Raw genomic sequence first — 19,305 nt, 5'->3', positions numbered from 1 at the left:
ACATGACGCGTGAGACCGGTCTCTCCTGGCTTTCGGAGCAGTGCGGAGAGCTGACCGACTTGCTTCCCGCCGAACTCGACTGCCTGGTCGAACGGGGACCGGTCTCCGCCATGGTCCTGATCGCGGAGCGGTCGGTGTCCGACCTGGACGGTTCGGCGGCGCTGCAACTGGGACGCGACGTGCGGCGCCTGCTGGATTCCGCGCTGCCCGAAGGGACCGTACGGACGGCGTGGGTCGGCTCCACGGACCACGTGTTCGACCCGTGCAAGGAGGATGTCGCTCCTCGGGCCTGGCTGGAGAGGATCGGGTCCGCATGGCTCTCCGCCGAGGTCCGCCGTGCTCCCGGCTTCGTTCCGCCGGCCGCCGATCCGGTGACGGACGACGCGCTGCGCGACGCCGTCCTGCGGGTGATGGGCCGGGCCGCCCATGATCTGACGCTGGCGGACGAGGTGGGACAGCGGTTCAACTCCCTGCCGCGGACGGGTCTGGTACCGGCGCTGGAACAGGTGGTGGTCCAGGTCTGTGCCGACCTCGGCTTTCGGCTGTTCCTGCGGGCGATGAAGGCGTACTCCGTCCCGGTCGACACGAGCACCCTCGAGGCGTTCGTGGCGCTCGGCAGACGCCTCGGCTACCCGGACCTGTTGGTGGAGGAAGGTCTCAACCGGCGCTGAACGCGTCCGGGCGGGTCGGGAGAAGCAGAGCCCGCCCCGCCCGGACCCGTACACGCGGGGGCCGCTGCCCCGGCTGCGGCAGGCCGGCCCACGGCGGCGCACCCGGAGACGACTGCGGGCCGTACCCCTCGGTGAGGGGTACGGCCCGCAGTCCTGTGCGGCTCCCGAACGGGTCTGCGGGGTCTAGCTGTTGCCGCCGGTGAAGTAGTTCTGCAGGCCGGGGACGGTGAGCGTGCCGCCGAACTGGCCGGCCTGGGTCACCTTCACGTCGGTGAAGAAGGCGAAGGGGACGTTCAGCGGCGGCGGGCTCTCCGGGCTGAAGGTGATCGGGATGAGGCCGAAGAGGTTGCCCTTCAGTTCCTCCGTGTACATCGTCACCGTGCCGTTGCGGATGGTGGACGTGGAGCCCTCACTCGCCTTGACGTGACCGGTGGTTCCGGCCGGACCCTTGGTCAGCTGGTGCAGGTCCTTGATGTCGATGGAGCTCGCGGTGAACTTCAGCGCCTTCTTGGTGCTGCCGTCCCCCTTGCGCACCTCGACGATGCCCGCGTAGTCGAGCCCGGTGAGCGTGAGCTTCGACGACTCCAGGATCCAGGGGTCGTTGGGGAGCAGCGGGATGCCGGGCTCCAGTTCGGCCGCGGCGAGCGCGTCGGGGTCGGCGGTCGGGCAGGGGAAGCGCTCCTTGGCGCCGTCCGGGATGTCCTCGTCCTTCACGGGGTCGAGGCCCTTGACGTCGTCGTCGAGCTCCTCGACGTCCTTGCCCGCCTTCTCGGCCGCTCCACGGATGGCGTCGGTGGTCTTGTCGACCGTCTCCTTCGCCGTGTCCTTCGCCTTCTCCACCGGCTCGGGGGCGGCGGCGCTCTTCGACGGCCCGGGGGTCGTCGTCGCGGTGGCGCTGGGGGACGGCGCGGCCGTCTCCTTGTCCTGTCCGCCGAAGAGGTCCTTGAGCGCGTCACCCACGCCCAGCGGGTCGAGGGGGTTCTTCGACTCGGTGGGTGCGGGGGTGGCCGATGTGGCGGCCTTGCCACCGGAGGTCTCCGCGGGCTTGTCCTCGTCGGACGCGCCCGCGGTCGAGCTCGCGGAGGGCTCCGGTGTCGCGGGCCCGTCGTCCTCGCCGGCGTCGTCCTTGCCGGCGTCGTCCTTGCCCGCGTCGTCCTTGCCCACGTCGTCGGACGGCGTGGCGCTCGGGGTCGGCTCCTGGGACTCGGACGGCTCGTCGGAGCGGGTCACACACGGCCCGGGTGCGAAGGGGATGTCCGAGCTGTCGTCGGCCATCGCCAGCCTGGGGGTGAGCCCCATGCCCACGAAGACCGCCGTCGGCATCGCCGCGAGCGCGAACGCCTTCTTGCCCGCCGGCATGTGGAGCTTCGTCAGGAGCGACTTCCTGGGCGCCGCGTGGCGGGGCCCTCTTCGCTCCGGAAGGTCCTGCGGCCCGAGGTCGTCCGTCCGGCTGTCGTCACCCCGCACGGTGCCTCCCGCCGTCGGCCTCGGCCACCGCCTTGAACAGCATCGGCCCCCGCGGCTCCTCGGCCGTGTCGTGGGATGCCCGGTCGTACTCCGGCGCCGCACGGACGTCGTCCCGGACCGTCCGTGCCTCCGGACCGTCGGGGGCCTGTGCTGCCTCCGGGTCGCCCGGGGCCCAGGAGATGGAGAGAGCTCCACCGATGAGGGCGAACAGGAAGCCGACGACGAAACCGCCGATGTTGGCGACCGGTATGGATATCAGGGCGAGCAGGATCGCGGCGACACCGGCGAACACCCGCACGATGTGGTGGAACCACATCGTGAGACCCAGCGTGACGAGGAGGACCCCGATGATCAGGGACCCGGCGCCGGCGGTGGTGGACATCGCGATCGTCATGTTGCCGAGGTGCATGTTCGCGTAGGGGAAGTACGCGATGGGTAGGCCACCCAGGATGGTGAACAGGCCCGCCCAGAAAGGCCGGTTACCCCGCCAGGCGCGGAATCCCCGCCGGTAGACGGTGAGGTAGTGCTCGTTCTGCCCTGTGGACTCGGGGCTCATGGAAAACAGCTCCCTGGAACCGGTACTGCTGTGAGAAGAAGAAGGGTGGGCGGCCGGGGTCCGCTGCACGGGCCCCGGCCACCCCGGCGGGTGCTTAGTAGCACTCCTTGACGCCATTGTGGAGCTTCAGCTGCAGACCGCTGAGGTTGAAGGTGCCTGCCGTCGTGGCCCACGCCTTCTGCTTGACGCCCTTCAGCACGGCCTTCTCGGCACGCTGCGAGAAGCCGTACGGGTTCGCCTGGGTTCCGGGCTGGATGCCGATGGAATCCGGGTTGTTCGGGTCCTTGAGGGAACCGGCCGCGACACCGATGTCGATGTTCGTGAACGACGCGTCGGCGTCGAGCTGCGAGACATCGAGGTAGAGGTCCTTGGCGTAGACACGGTCGTGCCCAGCGCCGCCCGCCTTGAGCTGGAGGGTGACGTTGCCCAGACCGAACGGCAGGTCAGGCGTGACGACCGACTGGCACATGTTGGTGATGTAGGCCTTGCTGAAGCCGGACACCGCCACCGGGGCGGCCATGTCCTTGCCCTTCAGGGTCTTGCCCGTCGCCACGCTGCCGTACTGGACGAAGTCGTAGCCCTCGAGTTCAGCGGCGCTGACCTTGAACTCCTGGCCGGAGACACTGAACGACGCGGCGAGCGCGCCCTGCGCCAGGCCGACGCCGACCGCGGCGGTCGCGACGACACTCGGCACCATGACCAGAGCGAAACGCTTCCATCTGGTACCACCGCGAACCTGCGAACTCATATATTTCCTCCTTCTCGGACGTACATCTCCGGTACGGGCATCGCGCCCGCCCTGGGATGGGAGAAGTGCTACGTCCTCGGGAAGGAGAGCGCCCTGACCGGAGGCGCGTACCGCATCCGAATCACCGGCGATCACCCCCGAGCGACAACCACTGGCCACGCGTCTGCGCGACCGGTCCGGACAGGCCCTGCCCAGGGCAGGAACCCCCCTGTCCGCGATCGGCGCCACTGCCGCCGACCACCCGGTGGGGACCCAACAGACCCACCCGCGCCGACTGGTGGCCGGGCCGGCGGGCATTGGACCGAGCGTGGCCGATCGTGGTGCATTCACGGCGCTGACACAAGGGGGGTCGTTACTGGCTAGTAACGACCCGATAACCAGGACACGACAGCGGGGTACCGTCCGGCCACACAGGGTGGCACCGAAGGGACGTACGAATGACGGGATTACAGCCTCAAACCGGACAGACCCGTGGAGGCGATTTACTGCGAGTAACAGCACGTACTTTTATCAAGTTTTGGTAAAGCGAATGCGTTACTTGTCGTCCGACGGCGAAAACGGCCGTGGCGCCCCGAGGGCTCCACGGCCGTGTTGTCACATCAGAACAAGACGCGCGCCAGGGCGGTCCGGGCGGCGGTGACCCGGGGGTCGTCGGGGCCGATCACCTCGAAGAGTTCCAGCAGCCGCACCCGTACGGCGTCGCGGTCGTCACCGAAGTTGCGGCGGACCGTCTCGACGAGCCGTCCGAAGGCGTCCTCGACGTGACCGCCCACCAGGTCCAGATCGGCGGCGGCCATCTGCGCCGCCGGGGCGGCCGGGTTCTCCGCGGCCTCCTTGCGGACCTCCTGCGGGTCCATGCCGGCGACACGCCCCAGGAGTTCGGCCTGGGCGAGGCCCAGCTTCGCCTCGGTGTTGACCGGGTCGTCGGACAGGACACCGCGGTACGCCTGGACCGCGGCGTCGAAGTCGTTGGCGTCCAGCGCCTGGGCGGCGGCCTCCAGTTGCGCGTCGTACGGTCCGGCGGGCACCTCGGCCGGGGCGCTCTCGGCGTCGCCCGCTCCGGCGTCCGGGTCGACGACGATCCCGGTGAGACCGAAACGCTCCTCGCCGACCTGGATCAGCTGGTCGAGCGTCTGCCGGATCTGGCTCTCGGGGGCGGCGCCCTGGAAGAGCGGGAGCGCCTGCCCGGCCACCACGGCGAAGACCGCCGGGATGCCCTGGATCCCGAACTGCTGCATCAGCATCTGGTTGGCGTCGACGTCGACCTTGGCCAGCACGAACCGGCCGTTGTACTCGGCGGCCAGACGCTCGAGGAGCGGGCCGAGCTGCTTGCACGGCTCGCACCACTCGGCCCAGAAGTCGATGACGACGGGTACTTCGGTGGAGCGCTGGAGGACGTCGGTCTCGAAACCCGCCTCGTCGACGTCGATCACCAGGGAGGCGGGTGCCACGGCACCGCCGCCCCCCTGCCGGGCGGACTCGGCGCGGGCCTGCTCGGCCTTCGCCTTGGCGTCGTTGGCCGCCTTCACAGCGGCGAGGTCGACGACGCCGCTCATGGACATGTTCCTAGGCTGCATACGTACATCCTCCCCCCTGTGCGCACCGTTCCGGAAAGCGATCCGTGAACCGCTCCCGTCCACGGCCACGCCGGTGTACGCGGCGCGCGGACGGAAACGGTCCCGGGGCCCTGAAAAACCCCGTGTTCGGTGCCGGGTCCCCACCCGGCGCCTGTGGCTGTCGATCGTTCGTGGCGCTGCGACGGACGGACCGCCGCTCCTTACGCTACGACCCGTAGCGTAACTGCCGGTCCCCCCTGCGGGGCAAGAGCGCACGGTGATCTGTCTCACGGGTTCCGGGGCCGGTCAACGCTACTTACCGGCCGGTATGGTCGCCGCATGCTGAGCCGCAGCCCCACCGGACCCACCCGGTCCGGACGTCCCCGCAGCCCCGAGGCCGATGCCGCGATCCTGGAGGCGACCCGTGCGTCGCTGGTGGACCTCGGCTGGTCGAAACTGACGATGGGCGACGTGGCGACCCGGGCGGGGGTCGCCAAGACCACCCTGTACCGCCGGTGGGCCGGCAAGAACGAACTGGTGGTGGACGCGGTCGCCGTCCTCTTCGACGAGCTGGAACTGCCCGACCTCGGCAGCCTCCCGGCCGACGTGGAGGCCGTCGTGCTCCAGTTCGCCGCCCTGCTGGAGCGGCCGGAGACCAAGACGGCGCTGATGGCGGTGGTCGCCGAGTCCACGCGGGACGAGGCGCTGCGGGATCGTATACGCGATTCGATCGTGACCCGGCAGAAGCGCCTCGTGCTGCTGGGACGGGAGCGTGCGCAGCGGCGCGGCGAACTGCCCGCCGAGCCGGACGCCGCGGTGGCGGCCCGGACCGCCGACCTGATCTTCGACGTCATCGCCGGCGCCGTGGTGCACCGGACGCTGGTGAGCGCCGAGCCCGTCGACACCGACTGGGCCCGGCGCTTCACCGTGCTGCTGCTCTCGGGGCTCGGCGCGGCCGCTCCGCAGCGGAGCCACGGGCCCCGGGGGGCCGGGGCAGCCGCTCAGAAGCCCGGCGGCTCCGTGTAGACGCCCCACTCGTCGCGCAGCACCCCGCAGATCTCGCCGAGGGTCGCCTCCGCCCGTACGGCCTCCAGCATCGGCCCGATCATGTTCGAGCCGTCGCGCGCCGCGGCCAGCATGGCGTCCAGCGCGCCGCGGACCTTCGCGTCCTCACGAGCCTCCTTGCGCGCGGCGAGCGCGCGCACCTGCTCGCGCTCGACCTCGTGGCTGACCCTCAGGATCTCCAGGTCGCCGGTGACGGACCCGTGGTGGACGTTGACGCCGACGACGCGCTTCTCGCCCTTCTCCAGCGACTGCTGGTAGCGGAAGGCGGATTCGGCGGTCTCGCCGGTGAACCAGCCGTCCTCGATGCCCCGCAGGATGCCTGAGGTCATCGGTCCGATGGGGTGCCTGCCGTCCGGATGCGCCCGGGTGCCGCGTTCCCTGATCTGCTCGAAGATCTTCTCGGCGTCGGCCTCGATGCGGTCGGTGAGCTGCTCGACGTACCACGAACCGCCCAGCGGGTCGGCGACGTTGGCGACGCCGGTCTCCTCCATCAGCACCTGCTGGGTGCGCAGGGCGATCTCGGCGGCCTGCGCGGAGGGCAGGGCGAGCGTCTCGTCCAGGGCGTTGGTGTGCAGCGAGTTCGTGCCGCCGAGGACGGCGGACAGGGCCTCCACCGCGGTGCGTACGACGTTGTTGTACGGCTGCTGGGCGGTGAGCGAGACACCGGCCGTCTGGGTGTGGAAGCGGAGCCACTGCGCCTTGTCGGTCCGCGCGCCGTAGGTCTCCTTCATCCAGCGGGCCCAGATGCGGCGGGCGGCGCGGAACTTGGCGATCTCCTCGAAGAAGTCGAGGTGCGCGTCGAAGAAGAAGGAGAGCCCGGGGGCGAAGACGTCCACGTCCAGCCCGCGCGAGAGGCCGAGCTCCACGTAGCCGAAGCCGTCGGCGAGGGTGTACGCGAGCTCCTGCGCGGCCGTCGCCCCGGCCTCGCGGATGTGGTAGCCGGAGACCGAGAGCGGCTTGTAGGCGGGGATGTCGCGGGCGCAGTGCTCCATCAGGTCGCCGATGAGGCGCAGGTGCGGCTCGGGCTGGAAGAGCCACTCCTTCTGCGCGATGTACTCCTTGAAGATGTCGGTCTGGAGCGTGCCGTTGAGCACGGCCGGGTCGACGCCCTGGCGCTCCGCCGCGACCAGGTACATGCAGAAGACGGGGACGGCGGGCCCGCTGATCGTCATCGAGGTGGTGACGTCGCCGAGCGGGATGTCCTGGAACAGGACCTCCATGTCGGCGGCGGAGTCGATGGCGACGCCGCAGTGGCCGACCTCGCCGAGCGCGCGGGCGTCGTCGGAGTCGCGGCCCATCAGGGTCGGCATGTCGAAGGCGACGCTGAGGCCGCCGCCGCCGTTGGCCAGGATGGACTTGTACCGCTCGTTGGTCTGCTCGGCGTTGCCGAAGCCGGCGAACTGGCGGATGGTCCAGGTGCGGCCCCGGTAGCCGGTCGGGTGGAGTCCCCGGGTGAAGGGGTACTCACCGGGCCAGCCGATCCGTTCGAACCCCTCGTAGGTGTCGCCGGGGCGCGGCCCGTACACGGGCTCCACGGGGTCGCCGGAGAGCGTGGTGAAGTCCGCGTCGCGCTTGCGGGCCTTGTCGTAACGGGCCTGCCAGCGGCGGCGGCCCTCCTCGATCGCGTGAGCGTCCATGGATCAAATTTACTAGGACGTCCTAGTAAATGTCGACGGCAAACCGCCCCACGCTTTCGCGCGGGGCGGTTTGCGGGCTCGCGGGTCCCCCGGATCAGGCCTTGACGGCCTGCGCGGATCCGTCGGCGATCAGCGGCTCGACCTCCTGGACCACCTTGCGCTCGACGAAGAACGCGGCGGTCGGGATCGTGCCGGAGACCAGCACCCAGAGCAGCTTGCCGATCGGCCACTTCGCCTTGGAGCCGAGGTCGAAGGCGAAGACCAGGTAGATGATGTAGAGGACACCGTGGACCTGCGAGACGACGAGCGTCAGACCCTCACCGGTGTCGAAGCCGTACTTGAAGATCATGCAGACGCACAGGATCAACAGCATGACGGCGGTGACGTAGGCCATCACCCGGTAGCGGGTCAGCACACTGCGTTTCATGGCATCGAGCGTAACCGGCGGTCCGGGGCGATCTTGCGGCGCCCCGGCCCTCGCCGCCGCCCCCGCGCGGCGCCCGTCAGCGCTGGTCGTCGAAGTCCTGGGCGGCCACGCGCAGCGGCCGGAGCATCGCGAAGATCTCGGCGCACTCCTCGTCGTCGTACGCGCCCAGCCCGAAGTCCATCGCCATCAGGTCCTGGCTGGCCGCCTCGACGACCTCGCGGCCCTTGTCCGTGATGGAGGCCAGGGTTCCGCGCCCGTCGTTGGGGTTGGGCCGCTTGGCGACCAGCCCCGAGCGCACCAGCCGGTCCACGGTGTTCGTCACCGAGGTGGGGTGCACCATCAGCCGCTCGCCGATCTTGGACATCGGCAGCTCGCCGGCCTGGGAGAAGGTGAGCAGGACGAGCGCCTCGTACCGGGCGAAGGTCAGCCCGTACGGTTTGACCACCGCGTCCACCTCGGCGAGCAGGATCTGCTGCGCGCGCATGATCGAGGTGATCGCGCCCATGGAGGGCACCGGGCCCCAGCGCCGGTGCCAGAGTTCCTCGGCGCGGGCGATGGGGTCGAACGGGAGGCTGAGCGGCTTCGGCACGCCACGACCTTACCCACTGGTCACTTGGCGGTCAGCCCTGTCTCGCACTTCGGTACCGGACGCGCGTTCTACGCACCTCCACGATCAGCAGCAGCGTGCAGACCGTGCCCACCGCCCCCGAGCACGCGACCACCTGGTGCACGGGGAAGAACTCCGCGGCCAGTCCCGCCAGGGCCATGCCGAGCCCCTGGACCGTCATCAGACCGGCGGTGAGAAGGGTCATGGCCCGGCCCCGCAGATGCTCGGGGACCGCCTCGACGAACCACTGGTCGAGGCCGATGATGTACGCCGCACCGGCCCCGGCCAGTACGAGGGCGGCCACGGTCAGCACCATCCCGGGGCGGAACGCGTAGAGCACCAGCGGCAGCAGGCCGAGGGCGGCGGCGGGCAGCACGATCCGGGAGCGGGCGCGGGGGCCGAGGGCGGTCCCCACGTACAGCTCGGTACCGATGTGGCCGACGGCCATCGCGCACATCAGCAGCCCCAGGGCGGCCGGGCCGGCGCCGAGCGCGTCCACGTACGGGGCCGCGAGGGCCTCCGGTGCGACCACGAAGAAGGCCGGGACCCAGAAGAGGAGGAGGAGCCCCCGGATACGCCGGTCGCCGAGGACGGCCCGGGCCCCGGCCAGCGACTGGGTGAGCAGCGCCCCGCCGGCGTCGCCTCCCGCGCGGGCCGGGCGGTCCCGGGTGCCGAACCGCAGCAGCGCCGCCGAGCAGAGGAACGTCACCACGGTGACCGAGATGGCCCCGCGCGGGGAGAGCACGGTGAGCAGCACCCCGCCGGCGCCGAAGCCGACGAGCATGGCGCTCTGGGAGACCAGGCGCAGCAGGGAGCGGCCGAGGACGTAGAGGTCGCCCTCGCCGAGGATGTCGGTGAGCGCCGCCGTCCGCGTCCCGGTGAAGACGGGGGCCACCGCCGCGACGGCGCAGCGCAGGGCCAGCAGCGCGAGGACGGGGGTGGCGGGAAGCACCATCAGGGCGACGCAGCCGGCGCAGACCAGGTCGCAGGTGACGAGGACCCGGCGCGCGGGGTAGCGGTCGGCGACCCCGGCGAAGAGGGTGCCGCCGACGACGTACGGGAGGAAGCCCAGCGCGAAGGTGAGGGCGGACAGCAGGGGCGAGCCGGTGAGGTCGTAGACGAGCACGGTGAGCGCCAGCTCGCTGACGACCACGCCGAGGAGGGAGAGCAGGTGCGCGGCGAAGACCGCCCGGAACTCGCGCACCGCGAACACGGACCGGTAGCCCCCCGCGGGGTCTGCCTCCGGAGCGGGGCCCGGGTCGTGGGAGGAGGCCCGCTCCGGGGGCAGGGCCGGGGACAGCGCCTCGCCGCCGGGCTCGTCGCGGGGTGTGCCCGCCGGGGTGGTGGTGTCGTTCGGCATGGACGCAGCTTGGGGGAACGGGCCGGGCGCTCCGTAGACTTTCGGCTGACTCCGAAAGTTGGGTGGGTGCCGTGCCGTTCCATCTGCACTTCGACGAGAGGGACCTGCTCCGCTGCCGCTTCGCGCTCTCCCCCCTGTGGGAGACGCAGGAGGCCGTGCGCACCCTGCACCGCCGCTCCCGGCACGGCTACCACCTGCCGTGGCTCCGCCGGGTGAGGGAGGACGCGGCGAAGCTGGACCTCACGCCGCTGTGGCTGCTGATGCCGGAGTGGGGGCACAACCCGGACTTCATCTGTCCGCCGCCGCTCGGGCCGCTCGCCACCTTCGCCGAGGAGGTGGCCGCCGTGCGCGCGACGGATCCCGAGACGGCCAGGAACGACATGGCGCTCGCACTGGCCGACACCGCCGGCGGCCTCGGCTCCCCCGCCGGGCGCCGGATGCTGGCCGACCCCGCGCGGGCGGTCCAGGAGCTGGCGGACCTGCTGGAGCGGGCGTGGCAGGTGATGGTCGAGCCGCACTGGCCCCGGCTGCGCGCGCTGCTGGAGGCGGACGTGGCCTACCACTCGCGCCGTCTGGCCGAGGTCGGCTTCGAGGGACTGCTGGGCGAGGTCAGCCCGCAGCTGCGCTGGGCGGACTCGACCCTGACGGTCGTCGGCACCCGGGGGGACCACAGCCGGGTCCTGGGCGGGCAGGGCCTGGTCCTGATGCCCAGCGTGTTCGTGTGGCCGGATGTCGTCGGCGGGTACGAGCCGCCCTGGCAGCCCGCCGTGATCTACCCCGCGCGCGGCATCGGCGGGCTGTGGACGGAGTCCGCCGACCGTACGCCGGACACGCTGGCCCGGCTGCTGGGGAGGGCCCGCGCCGACGTGCTCTGCGCGCTCACCGAACCGGCCGGGACGAGCGCGCTGGCGCACCGCCTGTCCCTCGCCCCCTCCTCCGTGTCCGCGCACCTGTCGGTGCTGCGCGCGGCGGGCCTGCTCACCTCACGGCGCTACGGGCACCAGGTGCTGTACGAGCGCACCCCGCTGGGCATCACCCTGGCGGCGCAGGAGCTGTGAGGGCCGGGCGGCCACCGGGACCGGGTGGCCGCCCCGCGCGTCAGTCCCCCGGGCCGGGGGTGCTCGCGGCGGCCAGTGCGGGCTCCGTCTCCCGGGCGGGGAGCGGCGGACCGGCCGGGCCGGGGGCCGGGCGGCCGCCGCGCCCGCGCAGCCGCGCGAGGGACCACGGCACGAGGGGTGCGAGCGAGGCCGCCAGGGCGAGCACGGCCCAGGCCCGCGCCTGCGGGTGGGTGAGGACCAGTACGCCGCTGAGCACGGCGAACAGGCAGGTGACGGCCTCCACCGGGCGGCGGGCGAGCGTCAGCGTGTAGCCGAGGAGCCGGCCGGGCGGCACCCGGAACAGCGCCTTCCCGTACAGCCGCAGCAGCGCCGCGTACTCCGCCCTGGACCGGCCCGGACGCCGGGTGGACGCGTCCGCCGGGGAGCGGGGCGCCTCGGCTGCGGCCCGGACGTCGGCGGTGTGGACGGAGCGCCAGTACCGCCCGGTGAGCGGGTTGCGCAGGCGGTGGATCTCGAAACCGGTGGCCGCCGCGTCGGCGCCGAGGCCGCCCGCCTGGCGCAGCGCCCCGACGCGCACGACCATGTCGGCGCCGTCGAGCAGGGGCGCGCCGAAGCGGTTGCCGGACGTCTGGACCAGCGCGTGGAGGAGGCCGCGCGGCGACCCGGACGCCTGCTGTCCGCGCGCCCGCGGGCCGACGACGAAGGCGACGTCCGGGTCACGGAAGTAGCCGGTCATCCGCTCCGTCGGACCCGGGCGCGGGAGGTGGCCGGGGGCCGCGGTGGCCACGAAGTCGTAGGCGTCACCGTGCTTGGCGAGCCAGGCGTTGACGTTGCCGTGCCGCGTCCCGGCCCGGTGCGGCCCCGCCTCCCGGTTCCACTCGGGGACCCCGAGGCGGGTGAAGTGGTGCACGCCCAGCTCGGCGCAGAGCATCCGGGCCTCGGGGTCGTCGCCCTCGTCGAGCAGCCAGACGTCCAGCGGCCCGGGGTGCCGCACACGCACGGCACCCTCCAGCGCGGCCCGCACCGCGGCCAGGGGCTCCTGGCCCGGCGCGTACGTGGTGAGGAGGGCGAGCCGGGTACCGGGCCCGGGCGTCACGGGGACCGGGTCCCCGGCCACCCGCGCCGCGTACGCGACGGCGGCGGCGCAGGCCAGCGCGAACAGCTCGGCCAGACCGACGGAGACCAGGGTCACGGAGTCGGCGAGCACCATCCATCTCCGGCCGTCCCCGCCCCCCGTCCAGTGCGTGGGCCACAGCACGTGCAGGAGGAGGAGTCCGGCGAGCGCGGGGGCGGACGCCGTCAGCAGGACGGCGCGTATCCGGTGCCTCCGGGTGCGCGGGAGGCCGCGGCGGCGCACCCGGTAGCCCGCCGTGGACGGCTCGGCGAGCGGACCCGCGGGACGCCCGCGGTTGTCGTGATCGTGGCCCTCCGACGGCATCACGCCTCCCATGGTCGAACATGCCGGTATCCCAACAGAAGGGGAGATACCACGACGTGTCGACCCGACAGGTCCGGGAGAGGGGAATTCTTCGCCCGAACGGGAAGAGCCCCCGGCTCCGGGGGCTCTTCGTGCGCGGTTCTTCGCGTGGGCGGGGGTGCGGGCGGGGCGTCAGCCCGCGAGGTGCCGCTCCACGGTCTCGACCTTGGAGGTCAGACCGTCGGTGACGCCGGGCCGGATGTCGGCCTTCAGCACGAGGGAGACCCGGCCCGCGCGGGCCTCGACGGCGGCGACGGCGCGCTTGACGACGTCCATGACCTCGTCCCACTCGCCCTCGACCGAGGTGAACATCGCGTCCGTGCGGTTGGGCAGCCCGGACTCCCGGACGACGCGGACGGCGTCGGCGACGTACTCGCCGACGTCCTCGCCGACTCCCAGCGGGCTGACGGAGAAGGCGACGATCACGCGCTGACCGTCCCCTCGGCGCGGGCGCGGGCGGCGATGACGCCGTCGGCCTCGTACTTCTTGAGCAGCTTCTCGCCGTAGAGCCCGCCGAACGGCAGGACCGCGAGGAGGAAGAACAGGGCGACCCGCTTGAACGGCCACTTCGCCTTGGACCACACGTCCAGCAGGAACACCAGGTAGATCGTGAAGAGGATGCCGTGCAGCATGCCGAGCGGCATCATCAGGAAGTCGATGTCCGAGACCCGGCTGAGCACCGAGCCGAAGAGGATCAGCGCCGGGAAGGAGAGCGCCTCGGGAAGCGAGATGAGGCGCAGCCGGTGCAGGGCGGAAGCGGTCTTGATGTCCACGAGGGCACCTTCGGTGGGAGGGGCGTGTCGGCTTGTGAACGCAGGCACAAGCACAGCCATTGTGGCATCGCGCCCGGCCCTCCCGGGCGGGGGGTCCTCGTCCGGCCCCCGTGGCACGTATCGGCGCATATCAGGGCCTTGCCGGGGACGGCGTCAGCCGCCGGGCCCTGTCCGCCGGACTCCTCCTGGGGCTAACGTCGCACCGTGGCGATGTTCCGACTCCAAGGCAGCAAGACGCTCGCCGTCGACCTGACAGGCGATGCCGTCAAGGCGAAGAACGGCTCGATGGTCGCGTACGACGGCCGGATGACCTTCAAGAAGATGACGGGCGGCGGTGACGGCCTCCGCGGCATGGTGACCCGCCGGCTGACCGGCGAGCAGATGGAGATGATGGAGGTGAAGGGGCAGGGCACCTGCTATTTCGCCGACCGGGCGAGCGAGATCAACCTCGTCTCGCTGCACGGCGAGACCCTGTACGTCGAGTCCAGCAACCTGCTGGCCGCCGACGCGGGGCTGCGCACCGGCACGTCCTTCACGGGCCTGCGCGGCGGGGCGAGCGGCAACGGCCTGTTCACCACGACCGTCGAGGGAACCGGGCAGGCGGCGATCATGTCGGACGGCTCGGCGGTGGCGCTGCGGGTGACGGCCCAGTACCCGCTGAACGTCGACCCGGGCGCCTACATCGCCCACCAGGGCAGGCTCCGGCAGCACTTCCAGTCCGGGGTGAACTTCCGGACGCTCATGGGTGAGGGCTCCGGCGAGTCCTTCCAGATCCGCTTCGAGGGCGACGGGCTGGTCTACGTGCAGCCCAGCGAGCGCAACACCGTCGGGGGCGATGTCTGATGCCGTTCCGTGAGATCAACTCGAAGATGGTCGAGGCCGTGGTGGCGCCCGGCCAGAAGATGTACAGCCAGCGCGGCGCGATGCTCGCGTACCGGGGCGACGTCTCGTTCACCCCGAACATCCAGGGCGGGCAGGGCGGCCTGGGGTCGATGATCGGGCGGCGGGTCGCCAACGAGTCGACGCCGCTGATGACGGTCGAGGGCAGCGGCACGGTGATGTTCGGCCACGGGGGCCACCACATCCAGGTGATCAACCTGGCCGGCGACACCCTGCACGTGGAGGCCGACCGGCTGCTCGCCTTCGACGGGACGCTCCAGCAGGGCACCATGTTCATGGGCTCGCAGGGCGGGGTGATGGGCATGGTGCGCGGCCAGGTGACCGGGCAGGGCCTGTTCACCACGACGCTCAAGGGCCACGGCGCGGTCGCCGTGATGGCGCACGGCGGGGTGATCGAGCTGCTGATCACGCCGGGCGGACCGGTGCACGTGGACCCGCAGGCCTACGTCGCCCACCACGGGAACGTGACCAACAGGCTGTCCACGGCGCTCGGCTGGCGCGACATGGTGGGGCGCGGCTCCGGCGAGGCGTTCCAGCTGGAGCTCAGCGGCGACGGAGCGGTGTACGTCCAGGCGTCGGAGGAGAAGCTGTGAGCGCGCCCGTGGTCTTCGACCCCATGACGCTGCCGTCGGACGACAACGTCAACGCCTACACCTTCTGCGTGGAGCTCAAGGGGAGCCGGTGGTTCCTGCAGAAGGGCCGGATGATCGCCTACTACGGGCAGATCGAGTTCGACGGGATCGGGCACGGCCGCTTCGAGCGGCTGGTCCGTACGAGCTTCCACTCCCCGCTGCACGCGAGCGACTGGGTGGTGGCCGAGGGCAGCGGCAAGATGCTGCTGGCGGACCGGGCCTTCGACGTGAACTCCTTCGACCTGGAGGACGGCAACCTGACGATCCGGGCCGGCAACCTGCTGGCCTACCAGCCGACCCTCGCCCTGAAGCAGTCGATCGTCCCCGGCTTCCTGACCCTGATCGGGACGGGGAAGTTCGTCGCCGCCTCCAACGGCCCGGTGGTCTTCATGGAGCCGCCGCTGCGGGTGGACCCGCAGGCACTGGTGGGGTGGGCGGACTGCCCCTCGCCGTGCCACCACTACGACCACGGCTACATGACGGGCGTCCTGGGCGGGCTGCGTTCGCTGACCGGGATCGGCGGCACCTCGGGCGAGGAGCACCAGTTCGAGTTCGTCGGCGCGGGCACGGTGCTGCTCCAGTCGACCGAGGTGCTGATGCCGGAGCAGGCGACCGGGGCCGTCCCGCCCGAGCCCGGCGTGCCGGGCGGCGGTCAACACGGCACCACGCCGCGCACGTCGGGTCAGCTCGGGGACCTCCAGCGTCGCTTCGGGCTGTGAGCGGTAGTCTGCGGAGTGTGATGTCCGGGGGGCAGGTGCGCGGGGTCACACTCACTGAATTCGTCCGGCTTTCAACATCTTAGGTAGAATCCATACATGGAGATGACCGAGACGGCCACTCGCTGGCTGACCGACGCGGAGCAGTGCGCCTGGCGCACCCACCTGGACGTCAGCAGGCTGCTGACCCATCAGCTGGAGAAGGACCTCCAGCCGTTCGGCCTGACCATGAACGACTACGAGATCCTGGTGAACCTCTCGGAGTCGGAGGACCAGCGCATGCGGATGAGCGATCTCGCCGCGGCGACCCTCCAGTCCAAGAGCAGGCTGTCGCACCAGATCACCCGCATGGAGAACGCCGGCCTGGTGCGCCGCGAGCACTGCGAGTCGGACCGGCGCGGGCTGTTCGCGGTCCTCACCGAGCTCGGCGACGAGACGATGCGGAAGGTCGCGCCGCACCATGTCCAGTCGGTCCGCAGGCACTTCATGGACCTGCTCACCCCCGACGAGCTCAACGCACTGCACGAGGCACTGACGCCGATCGCGGAACACCTGCGCGGCCGGCGCGGCAAGCCGTAGCGTTCCGGCCGGGACGCCCCGGCGTTCCGGCCGCGCGGGCGGGTCCTTCGCCGTTCCCGCCGGGCGCGGGCCGGCCGCTCTCAGCTGTCGGCGGCCGTCCGTCGCGGTCCGGCCCCGGACGGCGCCGGGAGCCTCAGGGTGAACCGCGCGCCGCCGCCCGGCGCGGCGTCCACCGTGAGGGTGCCCCCGTGCCGGGCGGCCACGTCACGCGCGATGGCCAGGCCCAGCCCGGCCCCGCCCTCGTCCCGGCCGCGGGCCTCGTCCAGGCGTACGAAACGCTCGAAGATCCGCTCCCGCTGGGCCTCGGGCACGCCCGCGCCGTCGTCGGTGACCTCGACGAGCACATCACCCCGCTCCGCCCGCACCGAGACCGCCACCGCGCGGTCCGCGTGGCGCTCGGCGTTGTCCAGCAGATTGCCGGCCACCCGGGCCAACTGGCTCCGTGAACCGGTGACTTCGAGCGGCGCGCCGTCCTCCACGGACACCTCCGGCGGGATCCGGTCCGCCGTGCGCTGGGAGACCTCCTCGCGGACCAGCGCCCCCAGGTCGACCACCGCCCGCCCCGGCCGCTCCCCCGCGTCCAGCCGGGCCAGCAGCAGCAGATCGGCGGCCAGCACCTGGAGCCGTACGGTGTCGGCGACCGCGCCGGGCACGTCCAGCAGCCCCGGATGGGCCGCCCCCACCTCCAGCTGGGTGCGGAGCGAGGCGATCGGGCTGCGCAGTTCGTGCGAGGCGTCGGCGACGAAGCGCCGCTGCCTGCCGACCGACGCCTCCAGCACGGCCAGGGTCTCGTTGGTCGTGCGGGCCAGCCGCGCGATCTCGTCCCGCGAGTCCGGCTCCGGCACACGGCGGCCCAGGTCCTCGGAGGCCGTGATCGCGGCCAGCTCCCGCCGGATGCCCTCCACCGGGCGCAGCGCGCGCCGGGTGACCAGCCAGGTCACCCCGGCGACGACGAGCAGCATGAGCGGCAGCCCGGTCAGCATGGAGGTCCGTACGGTGTCCACGGCCTCCTGCTCCGCCGCGAGCGGTGCGCCCGCGTGGACGGTGAGGGTGACGTCCTCGTCGGTGGTCAGCTCGACGGAGGCGAAGCGGAAGTCCGCCGTCGCGCCGTCGACGGTGGCGGTGCCGTTCGCGAAGTCCGGCGCGTCGGAGGAGACCTCGCCGCGGGCCGGGCCGCTCCCGTGGTCGTCGTCGCGTTCCCGGTCGTCCCCGTCGTCCCCGTCGTCGTCCCCCGGGGCGGGCGACGCCGCCGGCGGGACCGGGACGACCTGTGCCGTGCCCGTTCCCGAGATCGCCTCCAGGTCCTTGGAGACGGCCACCACCCGGCCGTCCTCGTCGGTGACCTGGACGGGGCGGGTCTCCTCGTCGCCCAGGTCCAGCTCCGCGTAGGCCGCGCCCAGCGCCAGCTCCCCGGCCACCTCACGCGCCGCCACCTCGGCCTCCAGGCCCGCCCGGTCCGTCAGGTTGGCGCGCAGCACCAGCAGGACGGCCAGCCCCGCCGCGGCCAGGGCGACGGCCACCACGAGGGTGGCGCCCAGGGCGGCCCTGGCCCGCACGGACCTCACAGCGCCTCCAGGCGGTAGCCCGCGCCCCGGACCGTACGGATCGACGCGGCGCCGAGCTTGCGCCGCAGGGTGCTGATGTAGACCTCGACGATGTTCGGGTCGCCGTCGTAGGCGAAGTCCCAGACGTGCTCCAGGATGTCCGCCTTGCTGACCACTTCGCCCGCCCGCAGCACGAGCTGCTCCAGGACGGCGAACTCCTTGGCGGTGAGGGCGACTTCGTCCCCGTCCCGGTGGACCCGCCGGGCCGCGGTGTCCATCCGCAGCGGACCGGCGGTCAGCACCGGTGAGGCGGAGCCGCCGCGCCGGCGCAGCAGCGCCCTGACGCGGGCGACGAGGACGACGTAGGAGAACGGCTTGGTCAGGTAGTCGTCGGCGCCCGTGTCGAGGCCCTCCGCCTCGTCGTACTCCCCGTCCTTCGCGGTCAGCATCAGGATCGGCGTCCCGTGCCCGGCGGCGCGCAGGGCGGCGCAGATCCGGTAGCCGTTCATCCCGGGCAGCATGATGTCCAGGACCAGGAGGTCGTGGACCCCCTGCCCGGCCAGGTGCAGGCCCTCCAGCCCGTCGTGCACGACATCGACGGCGAAGCCCTCGGCGGTCAGTCCCCGCGCGAGGGACGTCGCGAGGCGCTTCTCGTCCTCCACGATCAGCAGGCGCATGGGGGAAGCTTCCCAAACCGAACCTGAAGACGTCTTCAGGTGGCTTCAGCCTGCGTTCAGCATCGCCGGGCCAGTGTGGTTCCCGTCGCACCGCAGATCCCATCGGGGAGGAACCACACCATGAAGCGCAACATCGCCATCGCCGCCGCCACCGCGGCGGTACTCCTCGGCGGCGGCCTCGCCGCCACCGCCGCCTTCGCCGACTCCGACGGCCGCGCGAAGGACGACCGCACGGCCGCCGCGGACCGCGCGGCGGAGGGCACCGACGGCTCCCGAGGCACCGGGAGCACCGGGACGGCCGCCCGCGTCGGCGTCGAGCAGGCCGTCGGCGCCGCGCTGAAGGCCGTCCCCGGCACCGTCACCGAGGCCGAGCGGGACGACGACGACCACGGTTCCGGCGGCGTCTGGGAGCTCGACGTCCACGGCTCCGACCAGGTCCGGCACGAAGTGAAGGTGGACGCGACGGACGGCAGGGTGCTCTCCCACCGCGTGGACGACGACAACGACGACCGCGACCGGCCCGCGCCCCGTTCCGCGGCGGTCTCCCTGGACGCGGCCGTACGGGCGGCGCTCGGCGCGCGGGCCGGCACGGTGACCTCGGTGGACCTGGACGACGACGGCGACGGCCGCGGCGGCCGCACGCACTGGGAGGTGGACGTGACGGGTGAGGACGGCAAGCGGTACGAACTGCGTGTGGACGCCGGGAGCGGCAAGGTGACCGAGGACCGCCACCACGACGACGGCCACGGACACGGCCACGGACACGACGACGGTGACGACGACTGACCGTCCGTCCGCCCCTGCGGGTCACGCCCCGTGGGACCGGCGGTTCCCGGGCGGCCCGCACGCCGCCCG

General features: G+C 72.2%; 21 protein-coding genes. 8 read left to right on the top strand and 13 right to left on the bottom strand.

Translation table 11 applies throughout. The features are described from left to right. Window positions 1–2 precede the first annotated feature (2 nt). Window positions 3–671: a hypothetical protein gene (locus ACFVS9_RS03980; protein WP_389929872.1), complete on the top strand. Its 669-nt coding sequence runs from the start codon at window positions 3–5 to the stop codon at window positions 669–671. Window positions 672–854: 183 nt separating this feature from the next. On the opposite strand, the gene ACFVS9_RS03975 is transcribed toward ACFVS9_RS03980, so the two are convergent. The 4 genes from ACFVS9_RS03975 to ACFVS9_RS03960 form a co-directional block, all read right to left on the bottom strand. Continuing rightward, window positions 855–2,138, bottom strand: a complete 1,284-nt coding sequence (locus tag ACFVS9_RS03975; protein WP_389929870.1) for a hypothetical protein — start codon at window positions 2,136–2,138, stop codon at window positions 855–857. After that, window positions 2,128–2,694 carry a DUF6114 domain-containing protein gene (locus tag ACFVS9_RS03970; protein WP_389929867.1) on the bottom strand — a complete coding sequence of 189 codons (567 nt, stop codon included), beginning with the start codon at window positions 2,692–2,694 and terminating at the stop codon, window positions 2,128–2,130. The genes ACFVS9_RS03975 and ACFVS9_RS03970 overlap by 11 nt, the downstream gene beginning before the upstream one ends. Window positions 2,695–2,788: 94 nt before the next feature. Then, window positions 2,789–3,442, bottom strand: a complete 654-nt coding sequence (locus ACFVS9_RS03965) for a DUF6230 family protein (RefSeq protein WP_383115031.1) — start codon at window positions 3,440–3,442, stop codon at window positions 2,789–2,791. A 599-nt stretch (window positions 3,443–4,041) separates the two neighbouring features. Continuing rightward, window positions 4,042–5,019: a tetratricopeptide repeat protein gene (locus ACFVS9_RS03960; protein ID WP_383115032.1), complete on the bottom strand. Its 978-nt coding sequence runs from the start codon at window positions 5,017–5,019 to the stop codon at window positions 4,042–4,044. 318 nt (window positions 5,020–5,337) lie between these two features. Here ACFVS9_RS03960 and ACFVS9_RS03955 point away from each other — a divergent pair, with 318 nt between their 5' ends. After that, entirely contained in the window at window positions 5,338–6,024 is a 687-nt protein-coding gene (locus ACFVS9_RS03955; RefSeq protein WP_389929864.1) for a TetR/AcrR family transcriptional regulator, read from the top strand. On the opposite strand, the gene ACFVS9_RS03950 is transcribed toward ACFVS9_RS03955, so the two are convergent. The 4 genes from ACFVS9_RS03950 to ACFVS9_RS03935 form a co-directional block, all read right to left on the bottom strand. Next, a complete protein-coding gene (locus ACFVS9_RS03950; protein WP_383115034.1) occupies window positions 6,000–7,700 on the bottom strand; it encodes a methylmalonyl-CoA mutase in 1,701 nt (566 codons plus the stop codon). The genes ACFVS9_RS03955 and ACFVS9_RS03950 overlap by 25 nt on opposite strands. Window positions 7,701–7,794: 94 nt before the next feature. Beyond that, window positions 7,795–8,127, bottom strand: coding sequence for a DUF3817 domain-containing protein (locus ACFVS9_RS03945; RefSeq protein ID WP_383115035.1), 333 nt, complete (start codon window positions 8,125–8,127; stop codon window positions 7,795–7,797). Between the two features lie 76 nt (window positions 8,128–8,203). Then, entirely contained in the window at window positions 8,204–8,716 is a 513-nt protein-coding gene (locus ACFVS9_RS03940) for a MarR family winged helix-turn-helix transcriptional regulator (RefSeq protein ID WP_383115036.1), read from the bottom strand. 31 nt (window positions 8,717–8,747) lie between these two features. Beyond that, complete coding sequence (locus ACFVS9_RS03935) at window positions 8,748–10,094, bottom strand: MFS transporter (protein ID WP_383115037.1); 1,347 nt, start codon at window positions 10,092–10,094, stop codon at window positions 8,748–8,750. 71 nt (window positions 10,095–10,165) lie between these two features. Between ACFVS9_RS03935 and ACFVS9_RS03930 the strand changes: the two genes are divergently transcribed. Further along, window positions 10,166–11,152, top strand: a complete 987-nt coding sequence (locus ACFVS9_RS03930; RefSeq protein WP_383115038.1) for a DUF5937 family protein — start codon at window positions 10,166–10,168, stop codon at window positions 11,150–11,152. Window positions 11,153–11,192: 40 nt separating this feature from the next. Here ACFVS9_RS03930 and ACFVS9_RS03925 read toward each other — a convergent pair whose 3' ends face one another. The 3 genes from ACFVS9_RS03925 to ACFVS9_RS03915 all read right to left on the bottom strand — a co-directional run bounded on the left by ACFVS9_RS03925 (window position 11,193) and on the right by ACFVS9_RS03915 (window position 13,402). Continuing rightward, window positions 11,193–12,590 (bottom strand): glycosyl transferase, encoded by a 1,398-nt coding sequence (locus tag ACFVS9_RS03925; protein ID WP_389930075.1) that lies wholly within the window; start codon window positions 12,588–12,590, stop codon window positions 11,193–11,195. A gap of 171 nt (window positions 12,591–12,761) precedes the next feature. Beyond that, window positions 12,762–13,055: an MTH1187 family thiamine-binding protein gene (locus tag ACFVS9_RS03920; RefSeq protein WP_031091528.1), complete on the bottom strand. Its 294-nt coding sequence runs from the start codon at window positions 13,053–13,055 to the stop codon at window positions 12,762–12,764. Next, on the bottom strand, window positions 13,052–13,402 hold the full coding sequence (locus tag ACFVS9_RS03915; protein ID WP_383115039.1) for a DUF3817 domain-containing protein: 351 nt from the start codon (window positions 13,400–13,402) through the stop codon (window positions 13,052–13,054). The genes ACFVS9_RS03920 and ACFVS9_RS03915 overlap by 4 nt, the downstream gene beginning before the upstream one ends. A gap of 210 nt (window positions 13,403–13,612) precedes the next feature. Here ACFVS9_RS03915 and ACFVS9_RS03910 point away from each other — a divergent pair, with 210 nt between their 5' ends. The 4 genes from ACFVS9_RS03910 (at window position 13,613) to ACFVS9_RS03895 (ending at window position 16,229) form a co-directional block, all read left to right on the top strand. Beyond that, on the top strand, window positions 13,613–14,245 hold the full coding sequence (locus ACFVS9_RS03910; protein ID WP_383115079.1) for an AIM24 family protein: 633 nt from the start codon (window positions 13,613–13,615) through the stop codon (window positions 14,243–14,245). Next, a complete protein-coding gene (locus ACFVS9_RS03905) occupies window positions 14,245–14,895 on the top strand; it encodes an AIM24 family protein (RefSeq protein ID WP_383115040.1) in 651 nt (216 codons plus the stop codon). Before ACFVS9_RS03910 ends, ACFVS9_RS03905 begins: the two co-directional genes overlap by 1 nt. After that, window positions 14,892–15,653 (top strand): AIM24 family protein, encoded by a 762-nt coding sequence (locus ACFVS9_RS03900; RefSeq protein ID WP_383115041.1) that lies wholly within the window; start codon window positions 14,892–14,894, stop codon window positions 15,651–15,653. Before ACFVS9_RS03905 ends, ACFVS9_RS03900 begins: the two co-directional genes overlap by 4 nt. A gap of 96 nt (window positions 15,654–15,749) precedes the next feature. Then, window positions 15,750–16,229 (top strand): MarR family winged helix-turn-helix transcriptional regulator, encoded by a 480-nt coding sequence (locus ACFVS9_RS03895; RefSeq protein ID WP_383115042.1) that lies wholly within the window; start codon window positions 15,750–15,752, stop codon window positions 16,227–16,229. Window positions 16,230–16,309: 80 nt separating this feature from the next. Here ACFVS9_RS03895 and ACFVS9_RS03890 read toward each other — a convergent pair whose 3' ends face one another. Further along, window positions 16,310–17,794, bottom strand: coding sequence for a sensor histidine kinase (locus ACFVS9_RS03890; RefSeq protein WP_389929858.1), 1,485 nt, complete (start codon window positions 17,792–17,794; stop codon window positions 16,310–16,312). After that, a complete protein-coding gene (locus ACFVS9_RS03885; RefSeq protein ID WP_389929856.1) occupies window positions 17,791–18,450 on the bottom strand; it encodes a response regulator transcription factor in 660 nt (219 codons plus the stop codon). Before ACFVS9_RS03885 ends, ACFVS9_RS03890 begins: the two co-directional genes overlap by 4 nt. 120 nt (window positions 18,451–18,570) lie before the next feature. Here ACFVS9_RS03885 and ACFVS9_RS03880 point away from each other — a divergent pair, with 120 nt between their 5' ends. Further along, window positions 18,571–19,236, top strand: coding sequence for a PepSY domain-containing protein (locus tag ACFVS9_RS03880; protein ID WP_389929854.1), 666 nt, complete (start codon window positions 18,571–18,573; stop codon window positions 19,234–19,236). Window positions 19,237–19,305 lie beyond the last annotated feature (69 nt).

It is taken from the genome of Streptomyces sp. NPDC058008 (assembly GCF_042886395.1).
Classification (GTDB): Bacteria; Actinomycetota; Actinomycetes; order Streptomycetales; family Streptomycetaceae; genus Streptomyces.
This window is presented reverse-complemented; position numbering and strand designations above follow the sequence as displayed.